This is a genomic window from Actinomadura fulvescens, from assembly GCF_039533225.1.
GTDB lineage: Bacteria > Actinomycetota > Actinomycetes > Streptosporangiales > Streptosporangiaceae > Spirillospora > Spirillospora fulvescens.
Genome location: NZ_BAAATD010000017.1, coordinates 127,445 through 142,985, shown reverse-complemented (window position 1 = coordinate 142,985; position 15,541 = coordinate 127,445). Strand labels below are relative to the sequence as shown.

The 15,541-nt window shown below is 71.7% G+C and carries 16 protein-coding genes; 6 read left to right on the top strand and 10 right to left on the bottom strand.

The window, feature by feature from the left end; all coding sequences use genetic code 11:
* Positions 1-167 precede the first annotated feature (167 nt).
* Positions 168-1,538: a prenyltransferase/squalene oxidase repeat-containing protein gene (locus ABD333_RS41725; protein WP_344548180.1), complete on the top strand. Its 1,371-nt coding sequence runs from the start codon at positions 168-170 to the stop codon at positions 1,536-1,538.
* A gap of 61 nt (positions 1,539-1,599) precedes the next feature.
* On the opposite strand, the gene ABD333_RS41720 is transcribed toward ABD333_RS41725, so the two are convergent.
* The 8 genes from ABD333_RS41720 to ABD333_RS41685 all read right to left on the bottom strand — a co-directional run bounded on the left by ABD333_RS41720 (position 1,600) and on the right by ABD333_RS41685 (position 9,909).
* On the bottom strand, positions 1,600-2,427 hold the full coding sequence (locus tag ABD333_RS41720) for a shikimate dehydrogenase (protein WP_344548179.1): 828 nt from the start codon (positions 2,425-2,427) through the stop codon (positions 1,600-1,602).
* A 13-nt stretch (positions 2,428-2,440) separates the two neighbouring features.
* Positions 2,441-3,646, bottom strand: a complete 1,206-nt coding sequence (gene mltG, locus ABD333_RS41715; RefSeq protein WP_344548178.1) for an endolytic transglycosylase MltG — start codon at positions 3,644-3,646, stop codon at positions 2,441-2,443.
* Positions 3,643-4,101 (bottom strand): Holliday junction resolvase RuvX, encoded by a 459-nt coding sequence (ruvX, locus tag ABD333_RS41710; RefSeq protein WP_344548177.1) that lies wholly within the window; start codon positions 4,099-4,101, stop codon positions 3,643-3,645. The genes mltG and ruvX overlap by 4 nt, the downstream gene beginning before the upstream one ends.
* A 35-nt stretch (positions 4,102-4,136) precedes the next feature.
* Positions 4,137-6,806 (bottom strand): alanine--tRNA ligase, encoded by a 2,670-nt coding sequence (gene alaS, locus ABD333_RS41705; protein ID WP_344548176.1) that lies wholly within the window; start codon positions 6,804-6,806, stop codon positions 4,137-4,139.
* A gap of 2 nt (positions 6,807-6,808) precedes the next feature.
* Positions 6,809-7,129: a hypothetical protein gene (locus ABD333_RS41700; RefSeq protein ID WP_344548175.1), complete on the bottom strand. Its 321-nt coding sequence runs from the start codon at positions 7,127-7,129 to the stop codon at positions 6,809-6,811.
* Complete coding sequence (locus tag ABD333_RS41695) at positions 7,126-7,569, bottom strand: DUF948 domain-containing protein (protein WP_344548174.1); 444 nt, start codon at positions 7,567-7,569, stop codon at positions 7,126-7,128. The genes ABD333_RS41700 and ABD333_RS41695 overlap by 4 nt, the downstream gene beginning before the upstream one ends.
* Before the next feature lie 157 nt (positions 7,570-7,726).
* Entirely contained in the window at positions 7,727-8,986 is a 1,260-nt protein-coding gene (locus ABD333_RS41690; protein WP_344548213.1) for a replication-associated recombination protein A, read from the bottom strand.
* A gap of 161 nt (positions 8,987-9,147) precedes the next feature.
* Entirely contained in the window at positions 9,148-9,909 is a 762-nt protein-coding gene (locus ABD333_RS41685; RefSeq protein ID WP_344548173.1) for a phosphatase PAP2 family protein, read from the bottom strand.
* A gap of 97 nt (positions 9,910-10,006) precedes the next feature.
* On the opposite strand from ABD333_RS41685, the gene ABD333_RS41680 reads away from it, so the two are divergent.
* The 4 genes from ABD333_RS41680 (at position 10,007) to ABD333_RS41665 (ending at position 12,509) form a co-directional block, all read left to right on the top strand.
* Positions 10,007-10,516, top strand: coding sequence for a hypothetical protein (locus tag ABD333_RS41680; RefSeq protein WP_344548172.1), 510 nt, complete (start codon positions 10,007-10,009; stop codon positions 10,514-10,516).
* Between the two features lie 55 nt (positions 10,517-10,571).
* A complete protein-coding gene (locus tag ABD333_RS41675; RefSeq protein ID WP_344548171.1) occupies positions 10,572-11,177 on the top strand; it encodes a thioredoxin-like domain-containing protein in 606 nt (201 codons plus the stop codon).
* Positions 11,174-11,854 (top strand): DUF305 domain-containing protein, encoded by a 681-nt coding sequence (locus ABD333_RS41670; protein WP_344548170.1) that lies wholly within the window; start codon positions 11,174-11,176, stop codon positions 11,852-11,854. Before ABD333_RS41675 ends, ABD333_RS41670 begins: the two co-directional genes overlap by 4 nt.
* A gap of 85 nt (positions 11,855-11,939) precedes the next feature.
* Entirely contained in the window at positions 11,940-12,509 is a 570-nt protein-coding gene (locus ABD333_RS41665) for a TIGR03086 family metal-binding protein (RefSeq protein WP_344548169.1), read from the top strand.
* Between the two features lie 16 nt (positions 12,510-12,525).
* Here the strand turns inward: ABD333_RS41665 and ABD333_RS41660 are convergent, their stop codons facing one another.
* On the bottom strand, positions 12,526-13,776 hold the full coding sequence (locus tag ABD333_RS41660; RefSeq protein WP_344548168.1) for a DUF349 domain-containing protein: 1,251 nt from the start codon (positions 13,774-13,776) through the stop codon (positions 12,526-12,528).
* Between the two features lie 59 nt (positions 13,777-13,835).
* A complete protein-coding gene (locus ABD333_RS41655; protein WP_344548167.1) occupies positions 13,836-14,645 on the bottom strand; it encodes a peptidylprolyl isomerase in 810 nt (269 codons plus the stop codon).
* A 195-nt stretch (positions 14,646-14,840) separates the two neighbouring features.
* Between ABD333_RS41655 and ABD333_RS41650 the strand changes: the two genes are divergently transcribed.
* A complete protein-coding gene (locus ABD333_RS41650; RefSeq protein ID WP_344548166.1) occupies positions 14,841-15,533 on the top strand; it encodes an MBL fold metallo-hydrolase in 693 nt (230 codons plus the stop codon).
* Positions 15,534-15,541: the final 8 nt, after the last annotated feature.

The window sequence follows — 15,541 nt, the reverse complement described above, 5'->3', positions numbered from 1 at the left end:
AGGGGCACGACCCGCCACAACCGTTCCGGTTGATTTCCGGTGGGCCGTCGCTACACAGGGTGCCCGGCACCTGACCGATGTGGTGTGCCCGGTGGATAGAGCCATCCATCAGAAGGGGTGCAGATTCATGGCGGAACGGGAACATAAGCCCTAGAAAGCGGGCCACAGTGACAAACCTCCCCATCACCCCCATCGCAGCAGAAGCAGCGGCCTCGGAGCCGGCGCCCCGGCCGGCCGCGCCGTCCGTCATCGACACGGCCGTCCTCGGCGCCTGCCTGAACGACTCCCTGGACATCCTCCGCGACTCCTACACCACCAATCCGCTTCCCGGCGTGGGAGGCGGCTGGTACCACGAGCTGAGCCGGCCGGAGCCGGGCACGACCGCGACCGCGCTCGGACTGCTGGCCTTCGTCGAGGCCGAACGTCCCTTCGAGCATTTCGACGAGTGCCTCGCCTACCTCACCTCCCGGCAGATCTCCTCCAGCGATCCCCTCAAGGACGGCGGCTGGTCCACCAAGACCAGCCTCGGCATGCCGGTCGTCGAGGCCACCGCGTGGATCGCCCGCTTCCTGGCCCGCGCACGCTGCGATCTGCGGCCGGACGCCCCCGACATCGGACGGGCCTACCAATGGCTGGTACGCAACCAGAACCCTGACGGCGGCTGGGGCTCACTGCGGGGCAGCCCGTCGCGGATCTGGCTGACCTGCCTGGCGCTGCGCGCGCTCACCCAGCTCAACCCGTACGATCCCGCCGTCGAGCGCGGCGTCGAGTGGCTCACCGCCGACCGGACCGCGCTCCGGCCCGCCTGGGGCCCGACCCCGAACGCGCAGCCCACCGTGACGCACACCGCGTTCGTGCTCCTGACCCTCGCCGAGGCGCGGCCCGGGCACGGCGACGAGCGCCTGCTGGCCGCCTACGACTGGCTGCGCGGCAACTTCGACACCGAGGACGAGCACATCTGGATCGAGACCTACAACGTCTCGCCCAACGGTCCGCTCTCCAAGCCGGTGTGGAGGCTCGCCCTGTGGCACTACGGCCTGCCGATCGCCCTGTCGGCGCTGTTGCGCGACCCGCGCGGCGTTCCGGGGGATCTGGTCAGCCGCGCGTTCCGTACCCTCGCCGAGGGCGGCGCACCCGACCCGCCCTGGGCGGGCTATCCCGGTACCGGCCGGTCCTCGTTGTGGATGCTCACCTGGCGAATGGAGGCGCTCACCGCGGTGAGCCGGTTTCCGCTGGCCCAGCCGGGAGACGTCCTGCACTGGCTGCCCGACGCCATGGTCGTCCAGCGCGCGCACGCCAAGGGGAGCCCGTTGCCGGCCCTGCTCCCCCGGCGCCACCGGATCGACCTCGCGGGCCACTTCCGACGCCATTGGACGACGCTGCTGCTCCTCGGCGTGTGCATCGCCAGCCTCATCGGCGTCGTCACCGACACCTGGGCGTGGCGGGACTTCTGGCTCAGCGTCAGCCTGCCCATCATGCTGTCGATCATCCAGGAGGCCATGCGCCGGAAGCGGCCCCCGCCCGGACACGAGGCCTAGGGTGTGTCTCGAAGTCGGCGCCCGTAGCTGGGCAGCTGGCTTCGAGACACGCCCTGGGTGTTCACAGGCGGGCGCGGCGGGCGAGCTCGGCCTCGCCGGCGGCGCGCATCGCCTCGACGGGGACGTCGTCGCGGCCGGTCATCAGCGCCACCTGCCGGACGGCCTGGTGCAGCAACATCGGGAAGCCCCCGACGGCGATCCCGCCCGCGCGTTCGACCGCGGCGGCGAGCGCCGTCGGCCAGGGCGCGTAGACGACGTCGAAGAGCGCCGAGCCCGACCCGGCCACCGGCTCGGCGAACGCGTCGGCGGCGCGTCCCGGCAGGGTCGACACCACGAGATCGGCGGGCAGCAGACCGGCGACGCGGTCCAGCGTGGCGACCCGCACCTCCAGCCCGAACCGTTCGCCGACCTCGGCCGCCTCGCCGGCCCGCGCCGGGTCGCGCACCGCCAGCACCGCCTCCTTGAGCCCCAGCAGCGAGAGCGCGGCGAGCGCGGAGGCGGCGGTCGCGCCGCCGCCCAGGACCACGGCCGACGCGGGCGTCCCGAGGCCCGCCTCGGTCAGCGCGGTCACGATGCCGTGGACGTCGGTGTTGTCGCCGTGCCGCCGCCCGTCGCGCAGGACGATCGTGTTGGCGCCGCCGACCGCCACCGCCAGGTCCGACACGGTGTCGACCAGGCCCAGCGCGGTCCGCTTGAGCGGCATGGTCAGCGACAGCCCGGCCCACTCGCCGCCGAGGCCGTCGAGGAACTCCGCCAGCCGGGCCTCGTCGCACTCGAAGGCGTCGTATGTCCAGCCGGCCAGGCCCATCGCCGCGTACGCCGCCCGGTGCAGCACCGGCGACAGCGAATGCGTGATCGGCGAGCCCAGCACCGCGGCCCTGCGCGTCATCGGTCGCGGTCCATCAGTTGCCGGGATTCCGCCTCTGCCACGCCCGGAACTTGGCCTCCAGGACGCGGAACTGCTCCTCGGTCTCGGCGAACTCGGTCACCTGGTTGGTGGGGTCGGTCGCGATGAAGAAGAGCCACTTCTTGCCCGGCGTGGGACTCATGACGGCCTCGATCGCGTCCCTGCCGGGATTGGAGATCGGCCCGGGCGTGAGGCCCTTGTTGTAGTAGGTGTTGTACGGCGACGACTTGGTCCTCTCGATGTCCCCCTCCCGGACGTTGAGGGTCCGCCTGTTGAGGACGTAGAGGACCGTGCTGTCGAACTGCAGCTGCCTGCCGATCTTGATCCGGTTGTAGATGACCCGGGCGATCTTCGGGAAGTCGTCGGTCTTGCCGCCCTCGGCCTGGATCAGGCTGGCCATGGTGATCACCTGACCGGGGGTCATCCGCACCTGCTTGGCCTTGGCCTCCAGGTCCAGGTCCGCCGCGGTCTGGTTGAAACGGTCGACCATCTGCTTGATGATCTGCCGCGCCGACGCGTTCGGGCTGATGTCGTAGCGGCCCGGATAGAGGTAACCCTCCAGCTTGCCGCCGGAGTACGACGGCAGGCCGAGGCCCTTGGTGTTGGCCGCCACGGCCTGGAACTTGGCGGCCGGGATGCCGGTCTTCTTCTGCAGGTCCTGGAACAGCTCCATGCTCCGGATGCCCTCGCGCACGGTGATCTGGTTGCCCGCGCGCGACTTGGGATCGAGCAGCAGCGCCATCGCGGCCTTGGACGACATCTGCAGGCGCATCTGGTAGAAGCCCGGCTGGATGCTGCCCGCCTTGGGCTCCTTGCCGTACACCTTCACGAACGCCCGCACGCTCTTGACGACGTTGTGCGACTGGAGCGTCGCGCCGATCGCCGAGCCGCTGTCGCCCTCCTTGATCTGGACCGTGACATTCCCCGCGCCCGCGCCGTCGAAGTCCGGCGGATGGATTCGCTTGTCGAGCCAGGCGAAGCCGAAGACGCCGCCCGTGCCGACCAGCGCCACGATGAAGGCGAGCGAGAAGAACACCGCCGCGCGCCCGCTGTGCCGCTTGCGCTTCTGCCGCTTGCGCGTCTGCCGCTGGGCACCGCGGCTAAGCCGCTCGTCCGTCAGATGGCCCTGGGCGTGCGGATCGCGGCCCTGGCCGTACGGATCGGAACCGTGCGGGTCTGAGAAGAGATCCAATTCGTTCATGAGCTTCCCCGGACGATCTCGCCTGGGGGACGTCCAGTCAACCTCTCCCCGTCCAGTGCCGCCTGAAGCAACACCGCCGCGGCGGCCTGATCGACGACCCTGCGACGCGCCTGACCATGGACTCCCCCGGCCCGCAGACCTGACTCGGCGGTGACGGTGGTGAGTCTTTCGTCGTACAACCGGACCGTCTCCGGAGCCAGCCGCCCCGCCAGCCTGCCCGCGAACTGCCGGGCCGCCTCGGCGGCGGCGCCCTCCCGGCCCGACAACGACGTCGGCAGCCCGACGACGATCTCGATCGCCTCGTGCTCGGCCACGAGCTCGGCCAGCCGGTCGAGGTCGCCCTTGCCGCGCCGCACGGTCTCCAGCGGCGAGGCGAGGATCCCACCGGGATCGCAGCGCGCGACGCCGATGCGGACCGTTCCCACATCGACGCCCAACCGCACTCCGTGCCTCATTGGCCTCGCTCCGCTCGGCGGCCTCATGGCCTCGCTCACGCGGCCCCTACGGCTCGCTTGACGGCGGCCAGCGCGTCGGGAACGGCGTCCGGGTTCGCTCCTCCGCCCTGGGCCAGGTCGTCCTTGCCGCCGCCGCCGCCACCGAGGGTCTTGGCGGCGACGCCGACCAGCGCGCCGGCCTTGAGGCCGCGCTCCTTGGCGCCCTCGCTGACCGCGACCACCACGACCGGGCGGTCCTTGGGCACGCCGGCGACCATGACGACCGCGGGACGGCCCGCCAGCCGGCCACGGACGTCGACGGCGAGCTTGCGCAGGTCGTCGGCGCCGGTGCCGTCCGGCGCGCGGTGGCCGACGAAGGCGACGCCGTTCACGTCCCCGGCGTCCGCGGCGAGCTGCCCGGCGATCGCCAGCACCTGCTGCGAGCGGAGCCTCTCCAGGTCCTTCTCGGCCTCGCGGAGCCGGGTCACCATGCCGGAGACGCGCTCGGGCAGCTCCTCCTTGCGGGTCTTGAGCTGCTCGGCGAGCTGCGCGACGAGCACGTTCTCCTTGGCCAGGAACCGGAAGGCGTCGATGCCGACCAGCGCCTCGACGCGGCGGATGCCGGCGCCGATGGACGACTCGCCGAGGACCTTGATCAGGCCGAGCTGGCCGGAGCGCGCGACGTGGGTGCCGCCGCACAGCTCGCGGGAGTAGTCGCCGACCTCCACGACCCGGACCTCGTCGCCGTACTTCTCGCCGAACAGCGCCATGGCGCCCATCGCGCGGGCCTCGTCGAGGGAGGTGTGGAACGCTCGGACGTCGAGGTCGTTGATCAGGACGTCGTTGACCTCGTCCTCCACGTCGCGCAGCACGCTGACCGGAACGGCCCCCGAGGCGGTGAAGTCGAACCGGAAGCGGCCGGGCGAGTTCTCCGAGCCGGCCTGCGCGGCGGACTCGCCGAGCGCCCGGCGGAAGCCCGCGTGCACCATGTGGGTCGCGGTGTGCGAGCGCGAGATCGCCCGCCGCCGGTCGATGTCGATCTCGGCGAACGCGGTGTCGCCGGCCTGGGCCTCGCCGCTGCGCACCCTGCCGCGGTGCACGATCAGGCCCGCGAGCGGCGACTGCACGTCGTGGACGTCGACGACCGCGCCGTTGCCGAGCCTGATGACGCCGTGGTCGGCCAGCTGGCCGCCGCCCTCGGCGTAGAACGGGGTGCGGTCGAGCACGACCTCGACCTCGGCGCCCTCGCCCGCGGCCGGCACGTTCGCGCCGCCGACCAGCAGCCCGACCAGGCGCGCCTCGCCGACGACGTCGGTGTAGCCGGTGAACTCGACCTGCCCGCCGGAACGGCCCAGCAGGTCGTCGAGGGCCGACACGTCGAGATTGCCGGTCTTCTTGTCCTGCGCGTCCTTCTTGGCGCGGTCGCGCTGCTCCTTCATGAGCCGCCGGAAACCGTCCTCGTCGACCTGGAGGCCCTGCTCGGAGGCCATCTCCAGGGTCAGGTCGATCGGGAAGCCGTAGGTGTCGTGCAGCTTGAACGCCTGGTCGCCGGCCAGCGACGGGCGGCCGGAGCGCCGGGTCTCCTCGACGGCCGCGTCGAAGATCGCGGTGCCGGTGCGCAGCGTCTGGAGGAAGGACTCCTCCTCCGCGTCGATCACCGTGTGGATGTTGGCGGCGGTACGGACCAGGTCCGGGTACTGCTCGCCCATGGTCCTGATCGCGACGGCGGTGAGCTCGTGCATGAGCCCGGCCTCCTCGCCGCCCAGCAGCCGCAGATTGCGGATGGACCGCCGCAGGATGCGGCGCAGCACGTAGCCGCGGCCCTCGTTGCCGGGGCGGATGCCGTCGGAGACCATCATCGTGCCGCTGCGCACATGGTCGGCGATCACGCGCAGCGACACGTCGGCGCGCTGGTCACGGCCGTACTTGGCGCCGGTGAGGTTCGCCGCCCGGTCGAGGATCTTCCAGAGCGTGTCGGTCTCGTAGATGTTGTCGACGCCCTGCAGGATCGCGGCCATCCGTTCCAGGCCCATGCCGGTGTCGATGTTCTTGGCGGGCAGCTCGCCGAGGATCGGGAAGTCGTCCTTGCCCTGGCCGGCGCCGCGCTCGAACTGCATGAAGACGAGGTTCCACACCTCGAGGTAGCGGTCCTCGTCGGCGATCGGGCCGCCCTCGCGCCCGTACTCGGGCCCCCGGTCGTAGTAGATCTCCGAGCAGGGGCCGCACGGGCCGGGCACGCCCATCGACCAGAAGTTGTCGGCCATGCCGCGGCGCTGGATGCGGTCCAGCGGCACGCCGACCTGCTTGTGCCAGATGTCGCGGGCCTCGTCGTCGTCGTGGAAGACGGTGACCCAGAGCTTCTCCTCGGGGAAGCCGAAGCCGCCGTCGGCCTCCGAGCGGGTGAGCAGCTCCCAGGCGTACGGGATCGCCTGCTCCTTGAAGTAGTTCCCGATCGAGAAGTTGCCCAGCATCTGGAAGAACGTGGCGTGCCTGGCGGTCTTGCCGACCTCGTCGATGTCGGGGGTCCGCACGCACTTCTGGGCACTGGTCATCCGCGGCGACGGCGGGGTGCGCTGGCCGAGCATGTACGGCTTGAACGGCACCATGCCGGCGTTGACCAGCAACAGTGTCGGGTCCTCGGCGATCAGGCTGGCCGAGGGCACCACCAGGTGCCCGTGCTCCTCGAAGAAGTTGAGGAAGCGGCGTGCGACCTCTGCCGACTCCATGATCAGTGGCCATCCTTGTCGTCGTCGATGATCGTGTATCGGGCCCGGAGGACGCGGCGGGGCGAGCCCTCCGGCGGCACGGGGGGAGCCTGGTCCATGCGTATGGCCTCCCGCAGCTCCTCCTCGCGGGCGTGCATCTCGGTGCGGACGTCGGAGGCGAACGACCGCAGCCGCCCCCCGGCGTCCTGCCCGGCCGACACGGCCCGGGCGGCGACGCCCTCCGGGGACCAGGTGCGGGCGAAACGCTCGACCCGCCGCTTGACCCGGTGGGTGGCGTAGACGCCGGCTCCGGCGCCGAGCGAGAGCCAGAAGAGCCTTCTCATCGCCGCCCCCTGCCCGAGGCGCGGGAACCCGAGCCGCGGGCGTCCGAGCCGCGGGCAGGCAGCTGCGGCCGGTCGGCGGGCGGCTCCCCGGGACGGTTGTTGCCGAGGGCCTTGCGGACGCCGTACGAGAAGGCCGCGGCCTTCACCAGGGGACCGCCCACCACCGACGTCATGACCGTGGTCACCGCCGACACGTTCTGCGTGACCCCCGCGACCTGCTTGGTGATCACGTCGGTGCGGCCGAGCTGCTCGTTGGCGCGCTGCACCGTGCGGGTCATGTCGTCGAGCAGCGGACCGGCCTGGTCGCCGATGTCGGAGACGACCTTGCTGGCCTCCCCGAGCAGCCGGGCGAGCTTCAGCAGCGTGAGGGCGATGAAGGCCACGAGGATCGCCCAGAACACGGCCACGATGAGACCTGCCAGCTGTCCACCAGTAAGCATCAGGGCTTCCGTTCGCCGTCTCGGTTCGTCTCAGGCCCGGTTCGTCTCAGGTCCGGGTCGGTCTGACAGACCTTACCGTGGGTACCGGCCCTGGCCGCGCAGGGTTTGCGACGCGCGGGCAGGTTACCGGGCCGAGGTGTCCGGGCGCTGAATCACGCTACTTCGCGGCATTGCCGCGCAGCACGGCGCGGATGCGGTCGAGCACCTCCGAGAAGCGCGCCTCCGCCCCGTGCCTGGTCGGACGGTAGTACTCGCGGTCCTGGACGGCGTCCGGCGCGTACTGCTGGCGGACCACGCCGCCGGGGTGATCGTGCGCGTACTTGTACCCCTTGCCGTGGCCGAGCTTGGCGGCGCCCTTGTAATGCGCCTCACGCAGGTGAGGCGGCACCGGGCCGACGAGCCCCTTCTTCACGTCGCCGATGGCCTCGCCGATCGCGGTGATGACTGCGTTGGACTTGGGGGCCAGGGACAGGTGGATGACCGCTTGGGCGAGGTTGATGCGGGCCTCGGGCAGCCCGACGAACTCCACCGCGTGCGCCGCCGCGGTCGCGGTCTGCAGGGCGGTCGGGTCGGCCATGCCGATGTCCTCGCTGGCGTGCACGATCAGGCGCCGCGCGATGAACCGGGGGTCCTCGCCGGCCTCCAGCATCCGGGCCAGGTAGTGCAGGGCGGCGTCGACGTCGCTGCCGCGGATGCTCTTGATGAACGCGCTGATGACGTCGTAGTGCTGGTCGCCCTCGCGGTCGTAGCGGACCGCCGCCCGGTCGACCGCCTTCTCCAGCACCTCGGGCGTGATCGTCTCGCCGTCGGCCACGACGAGGCCCGCGGCCTCCAGGTAGGTGAGGGTGCGGCGCGCGTCGCCGCCCGCGAGCCTGACCAGATGGTCCTCGGCGGCGGGGTCGAGCTCCACCGCCCCGTTCAGCCCGCGCTCGTCGGCCAGCGCCCGCCTGATCACCTCGCGCAGGTCGTCCTCGCCGAGCGGCTCCAGCGTGAGCAGCAGCGACCGGGACAGCAGCGGGCTGATCACCGAGAAGAACGGGTTCTCGGTGGTGGCACCGATGAACGAGACCCAGCGGTTCTCGACGGCGGGGAGCAGCGCGTCCTGCTGGGCCTTGTTGAACCGGTGGACCTCGTCGACGAACAGCACGGTCTGGCGGCCGGTCATGCCCAGCTCACGGCGGGCGAGGTCGATCTCGGCGCGGACCCGTTTGACGCCGTCGGTGACCGCGGAGATCTCCACGAACCGGCGCCTGGTCACCGTGCTGACGACCGTGGCGAGGGTGGTCTTGCCCGTCCCGGGCGGCCCCCACAGCACCAGCGACATCGGGACGTCCCGCTCGACGAGCTGGCGGATCGGCGTCCCGGGCCCGAGCAGGTGCGCCTGGCCGACGACCTCGTCCAGCCCGCGCGGCCGCATCCGCACGGCGAGCGGCTGCAGGGCGCCCTGCGCTCCGGGCTCGCCGCTCCGGACGTCCTGCGCCGAGCCGGCGGAGGTCGCGGAGGCGGAGCCGTGCCCGAGGGTCCCCTCCCCCGCCGGATCGTCGAACAGGCCCTCCGGCTGGCCCGGTCCCGTGCTGGTCACGCTCCGACACTATCTCGCCGCGCGGACAATCCTGCCCGTCCTGGACGGCGCCCCTCCTCCAGCCGGACGGTCACGGCCAGAGCCGAGACCACGATGGCGGAGCCGACGATCCCGTCCAGCCAGTAGTGGTTGGCCGTCAGGACCACCACGAGGAGTGTCACGACGGGATGGGCGGCCACCAGCCAGCGCAGGCGGGCCCGCCCGTAGCGGATGACGCCCCAGGCCACCAGGAGCGCCCAGCCGACGTGCAGCGAGGGCATGGCCGCGAACTGGTTGGTCATGCCTTCGCCGGGTTCGGTGGAGTACGAGCTCGGGCCGTAGACGTTCATCAGGTCCACGAAGTCCCCGCCGGGCAGCAGGCGGGGCGGAGCGAGCGGATAGAGGGCGTGGACCGCCAGCGCGGCCGCGAGCGAGAACGCCACGACGGCGAGCAGCCGGGGCCAGGCGGGGCGCCGCCAGATCCAGATCCAGGCCAGGAAGAGGAACGTCGCGGGGAAGTGCACGCGCACGTAGTACTCGTTGGCGATCCGCGCCCAGCCGTCCCAGCGCAGCGCGGTGTCCTGGAGCGCCGCCTCGTCCGGCAGCCGCAGGGCCCGCTCCAGGTCGAGGACCCGCTCGGCGTTCGCGAACGCCTCGTCCGGCCGCCCGTCCGCCAGATGCCGCCCGTACCCGTACATCGCGAACAGCAAGGCCACCAGCGCCGCCTGGACGGCGAAGGCCAGCGGGACAGCGAGACGGGGAAGCAAAGATCGCCGCATACTGTAAGAATCAACTACCTTGTCCCGTAATCTCTGGTCCGCGAGTAGGGTTCGCGTTCCACCGGAAGGCTGAACGGCAAGGGTGACGATGACCGGTATGGCACGCCGACGGCACGGGCTGGCAGGACTGCTCGTGGCGCTCTTCGTGGTGGCCGGGCTCGTCTTCACCTATGGGCTCGGGCACGCGGCGCCCATGCGGGTCTGCACCGCGCACCTCACGAGCGTTCCGGCCGACGTCGCCGATGCCATGGCGCATCAAGCGGACCTCGCCGCGGCCACCAAGACTGCCCCTGCAGCCGGTACGACCGCCGCGCCCAGCACGACCAGTGCAGGCGCCGAGACCGCTTATGGTGTGCCGGGGAAGGCCGTTACGCTCGCCTCGGCGCCGTCCTCGGCGAAGGCACCGCTCGACCTTCCCCCGCTCGTCCCGGCGGGCGGCTGTCTCTCCCTGGCGATACTGCTCACGTTCATGGTCCTGGCCCTGGCGTCCGGGCCGTCGCGTACGCGCGGCGTCCTGCCCGCCCGCCTCGGCTGGGTGATCCGGGTCCCCTCCCAGCGGGCCCCGTTCTCCCTCTCCCTGCCCTCTCTACGGGTGTTCCGGCTGTGACGGCCCGTCCGTCCTCAGCCGTTCACCATCCAGAGAGAGCAAGAGGGGTATCCCCATGTCCAAGAGCGCCCGTAACCGTGTGCAGCGCAACAACGCCCTGACCGAGCGCACCGTCCCCTGGGGCGGCATCGCCTTCTTCACCGTCATCGGCGTCGTGGCCATCGTGGCCATCGCCTACGCCTTCATGCAGACCCGCTCGTCCGCGTCCTCCTCGTCGGGGCCCATCGACGGGCTCGTGCAGAAGGACGGCCTCAGCCGCGACCATGTCACCACCCCGGTCACCTACGACACCACTCCCCCGATGGGCGGCGCCCACGACGCGATGTGGCAGAACTGCGACGGCCGGGTCTACGACCAGCCGCTGCGCAACGAGAACGCCGTCCACTCCCTTGAGCACGGCGCGGTCTGGATCACCTACAGGCCGGGGCTGGCCGCCGACCAGCTCGGCAAGCTGAAGGCGAAGGTCGAGGACACCGACTACACGCTGATGAGCCCGTTCCCGACCCTGGACGCGCCGATCGCGCTCTCCGCCTGGGGCAAGCAGATCAAGGTGCAGGACGCCTCCGACGGGCGGGTGGACGCGTTCCTGAAGGCGTACGTGAAGGGACCGCAGACCCCCGAGCCCGGCGCCGCCTGCACCGGCGCCAAGGACACTCCGTGAGCGAGGCGGATCGGGCACCGCGAGGACGCCGGGCGACCGTCGTCCTCGCGGTGCTCGTCCTCGCGGGGGCGGCGGTGTTCGCCGGGCTCTCGGCGCTGCGGCCGGACCGGCCGGGAACCGGCGGGCCCGAGGCCGGGTTCGCCCGGGACATGAGCACGCACCACGCGCAGGCGGTGCGGATGTCGTTCACCGTCCGGGACCGCACCAAGGACGAGGCCACCCGGCTGCTCGCGTACGACATCATCAACACCCAGTCGGCACAGATCGGGATGATGACCGCCTGGCTGGACGAGTGGGAGCTGCCCAAGACCGACCCGGCCGGGCGCATGCGCTGGATGACCGGGCACGGCGGCCACGGCTCCGCGGCGACACCGGCCCCCGCCGCCACGGACGGCGCGGCGGGCACGGCGGGCGCGGACGGCGCGGTGATGCCGGGGATGGCCACGCGGACGCAGCTGCGGGAGCTGGAACAGGCCTCGGGCCGCGCCGCCGAGATCCGGTACCTGCGGCTGATGATCACCCATCACCGGGCCGGGGTCGTGATGGCCGAGGCCGTGCTGGCGCGGACGGATCTGGAACGGGTGCGGCGGCTGGCGCGGAGCATGGTCGACGGCCAGCGGTCCGAGATCGATCTCATGAACCGGATGCTGGGCGAACGCGGCGCCGGGGCCGGCTGACCCGGCGCCGGGGCGAATGCCCCGATCTCGCTCGACTTGCCGATATCGCTTGACACGTCAGGCGCGGCGCGGGTCACTGACCACCATGGCTCAGAAACTCAGCGGCTACCACCGCGCACTGGACCTGTTCGAGGGCGTGGCGGGCGGCGTCACGCGGGACGGCTGGGACCGGCCGTCCCCGTGCGCCGGATGGACGGCGCGCGACGTCGCCGGTCATGTGATCGGTGGCCAGTACCTGGTCCGGGCCATGGCGACCGGTACCGCGAAACCGGACGTCGCCAGGGATCCCGCCCGGTACTGCGCCGGAGACGCGATGCTGGAGTGGCGGACGGCGCGCAAGGAATGCGCCGCCGCCCTCACTCCGGACGCGCTGCGGCGGCACGTCCCGTTCGCCGGGCTCGGCGACCTGCCGCTGGGCGACTTCCTGGGCGGCTATCTGCTGGAGCCGCTGATCCACACCTGGGACCTGGCCCGGGCGACCGGCCAGCCGGCCCGGCTCGATCCGGACCTGGTCCACCACGCGTTCGCGACGGCGCACATGGTCGCGGCTCACTTCCGCGCGAGCGGGCGGCTGGGTCCGCCGCTGCCCGCGCCGCCCGGTGCCGACGAGCAGACCCGCCTGCTGGCGTTCCTCGGCCGCCGGGCCGGCGCCTGACCGCCGCTCCCGGGCTCTAGGAGAACTCGGCGAGCGTGCGCTCGGCCTCCTCCAGCCATGCGCGGCGGGCGGTCAGGGCCTCTTCGGCGTCCCTGATGTCCTTCTCCCGGCCGGCGCCCTGGGCCTTGTCGAGGCGCTTCTCCAGCTGCTCGATCGAATTGCGCAGCTGCGCCACCGTCGCCTCGGCCCGCGCGCGGGCCTCGGGATTGGTACGCCGCCACTCCTGCTCCTCGGCGCCCCGGATCGTCTCCTCGATCTTGCGGAGCCGGCCCTCCAGGCGGTCGCGCTGGTCGCGCGGCACCATCCCGGCGGCCTCCCAGCGCTCCTGGATCGCGCGCAGCGCCTGCCGGGCCTGGCGGACGTCACGGACCGGCAGCAGCCGCTCGGCCTCGGCGAGGATCTTCTCCTTCTCCTCGGCGTGCACGCGCAGCTCGGCGTCCCGTTCGGCGAACGCGGCGCTGCGGGCCGAGAAGAAGGTGTCCTGCGCGCCCTTGAAACGGGCCCACAACTCCTCTTCGGCGTCCCGCGCGGCCCGGCCCGCCACCTTCCAGCGGCGCATCAGGTCACGGTAGGCGGCGGCGGTGTCGCTCCAGTCGGTGGAGTCCGACAGCGCCTCGGCCTCGGCCACCAGGCGCTCCTTCTCGCGGCGGGCGTCCTCACGCTGCTCATCGAGGGTCGCGAAGTAGACCTTGCGGCGCTTGGTGAAGGCGTTGCGCGCCGCCGACAGCCGCTTCCACAGCGCGGTCTCGGTCGGCCGGTCGATGCGCTCGGCGGCCTTCCACTCCTCCACCAGCTGACGGAGCCGCTCGCCGCCGTTCTTCCAGTGCGTCTCCTCGACCGCGATCCGCTCGGCCTCGGCGACGATCCGCTCCTTGATCTCACGCGCCTCGTGGCGGGCGTGCTCGCGCTGCGCCTTGACCTCCTCGCGGCGCTTGCCCACCGCCTCGGTCAGGCCGTCAAGGCGCCGCACCAGGGCGTCCAGATCACCGACCGCGTGCGCGTCGGTCACCGCCTCCCGCAGCCGCTGGATGCTCTGCTGGGCCTGCGAGGGCTGCAGGTCGGTGGTGCGCACCCGCTGCTCGAGGAGGCCGATCTCCGTGGCCAGCGCGTCGTACTTGCGCTTGAAATAGGCCAGGGCCTCCTCCGGAGCGCCGGCCTGCCAGGAGCCGACGGCCCGTTCACCGTCCGACGTCTTGACGTAGACGGTGCCTTCCTCGTCCACCCGGCCCCAGGGATCGGTCGCGCTGGACACGCTTGCCTCCCGCATCACGGGTCCGGTCGTTTCCTATGCAGACCGGACCCTCCACACCTTAATGTCCCGACGCCCTATTTCTTGGCGATCGCGACGTCCTGGATCGTGACCTTCTTCTTCGGCTTGCCGTCACCCGCCGGCTCGGATCCCCCGGCCACGATCTCGTCGACCAGGTCCATACCCTTGGTGATCTTCCCGAACACGGAGTAGTCGGGGGGCAGCTCGAACTTGCCGTGCACGATGAAGAACTGGCTGCCGTTGGTGTCCGCGCCCGCGTTCGCCATGGCCAGGGTCCCTCGTGCGTACTTCACGCCCTTGGTGTTCTCGTTGGCGAACTGGTAGCCGGGGCCGCCGCGCCCAGAACCCGTGGGGTCACCGCACTGCAGCACCTCCACCGCGCCGCCCTTGGTCACCCGGTGGCAGTCGGTCTTGTCGAAGAAGTTCTTCGACGCGAGGTAGGCGAAGGAGCCCGCGGTGCAGGGGGCCTTCTTGCCGTCGAGCTCCAGCTCGATGTCGCCGAGGTTCGTCTTGATCGTCGCCTCTACCTTGCCCTTGTGGACCGGCTTGACCGGCGGCGTGCCGAGGTCCTTGGGCGCTCCCTCGTCCTGGCTGGCCGTGTACCCGCACTCGCCGGGCTTGGCCTTCACCTGCGTGGGCGTGGCCGACGGGCTCGCGGCCGCATCGGCGTTGGACTTGTCCTTCTTGTCGTCATCGCCACCGGCGAGCGCGGCCACCGCTCCGCCACCGCCCGCGATGACCGCGACGGCCGCCACGGAACCGATGATCTTGACGCGCCTGGCGCGCGCCTCCCGGGCGAGCCGGGCCTGTTCCTGGCGCTCGAAACGCTGCCGCGCGAGCTGCTTCTTGCGGTCCTTCCCCGCCACGGGCTTGCCCCTCCACTGTGATCAGGTGAACGTGCAGCGCATAGTAGCGGTACCGGGAGCACGGGTGGGCCGCGCCCGGCACACCCTCCCGGCCCGGGCGCCGACACGGCGACCCGAACATCTCGTTCGCGGCGGCCATGGCCTCGCCGGTACCCTCGGAGCACCGCACGTCTCAGGTTTCAAGGAAGGACGACCGTGCTCGTCGCCGGGTTCCCCGCTGGCTCGTTCGCCGCGAACTGTTATCTCGTGGCGCCCGCCGCGGGCGAGGAATGCGTGATCATCGACCCCGGCCAGGACGCCGCGGAGGGGATCGACGAGCTCGTGCGCGAGCACCGGCTCAAGCCGGTCGCGGTCCTGCTGACGCACGGCCATCTTGACCACGTGTGGTCGGTCGCGCCGGTCTGCGGCGCCCGGGACGTGCCCGCCTACATCCATCCGGACGACCGTGATCTGCTCACCGATCCGGCCAAGGGCTTCGGCGTGGCCGCCCAGCAGCTGTTCGGCGGGCTGACGCTGAGCGAGCCGGACGACGTCAAGGAGCTCTCGGACGGCGCCGTGATCGACCTGGCGGGGCTGCGGTTCACCGTCGACCACGCCCCGGGCCATACGCCCGGGTCGGTGACGTTCCGGACCCCGGCGACCCGCGAGCTGCCCGACGTGGTCTTCACGGGCGATCTGCTGTTCGCCGGATCGATCGGCCGCACCGACCTGCCGGGCGGCTCGTACGAGGAGATCCTCAAGAGCCTGTCGCGGGTGTGCCTCTCCCTGCCGGACGAGGCCGCCGTCCTGCCCGGCCACGGCGAGCAGACCACCATCGGCCGTGAGCGCGCCACCAATCCGTTCCTCGCGGACCTGGCGCCGACAGACGGACCCAACAAGGGATTCTGACCTAAACA

Excerpts from the sequence above, each read along its gene's own strand:
- ABD333_RS41720 (WP_344548179.1), bottom strand. The coding sequence starts at position 2,427 with ATGACGCGCAGGGCCGCGGTGCTGGGCTCGCCGATCACGCATTCGCTG.
- mltG (WP_344548178.1), bottom strand. The coding sequence starts at position 3,646 with ATGAACGAATTGGATCTCTTCTCAGACCCGCACGGTTCCGATCCGTAC.
- ruvX (WP_344548177.1), bottom strand. The coding sequence starts at position 4,101 with ATGAGGCACGGAGTGCGGTTGGGCGTCGATGTGGGAACGGTCCGCATC.
- alaS (WP_344548176.1), bottom strand. The coding sequence starts at position 6,806 with ATGGAGTCGGCAGAGGTCGCACGCCGCTTCCTCAACTTCTTCGAGGAG.
- ABD333_RS41700 (WP_344548175.1), bottom strand. The coding sequence starts at position 7,129 with ATGAGAAGGCTCTTCTGGCTCTCGCTCGGCGCCGGAGCCGGCGTCTAC.
- ABD333_RS41695 (WP_344548174.1), bottom strand. The coding sequence starts at position 7,569 with ATGCTTACTGGTGGACAGCTGGCAGGTCTCATCGTGGCCGTGTTCTGG.
- ABD333_RS41690 (WP_344548213.1), bottom strand. The coding sequence starts at position 8,986 with ATGCGGCCGCGCGGGCTGGACGAGGTCGTCGGCCAGGCGCACCTGCTC.
- ABD333_RS41685 (WP_344548173.1), bottom strand. The coding sequence starts at position 9,909 with ATGCGGCGATCTTTGCTTCCCCGTCTCGCTGTCCCGCTGGCCTTCGCC.
- ABD333_RS41680 (WP_344548172.1), top strand. The coding sequence starts at position 10,007 with ATGGCACGCCGACGGCACGGGCTGGCAGGACTGCTCGTGGCGCTCTTC.
- ABD333_RS41675 (WP_344548171.1), top strand. The coding sequence starts at position 10,572 with ATGTCCAAGAGCGCCCGTAACCGTGTGCAGCGCAACAACGCCCTGACC.
- ABD333_RS41665 (WP_344548169.1), top strand. The coding sequence starts at position 11,940 with ATGGCTCAGAAACTCAGCGGCTACCACCGCGCACTGGACCTGTTCGAG.
- ABD333_RS41660 (WP_344548168.1), bottom strand. The coding sequence starts at position 13,776 with ATGCGGGAGGCAAGCGTGTCCAGCGCGACCGATCCCTGGGGCCGGGTG.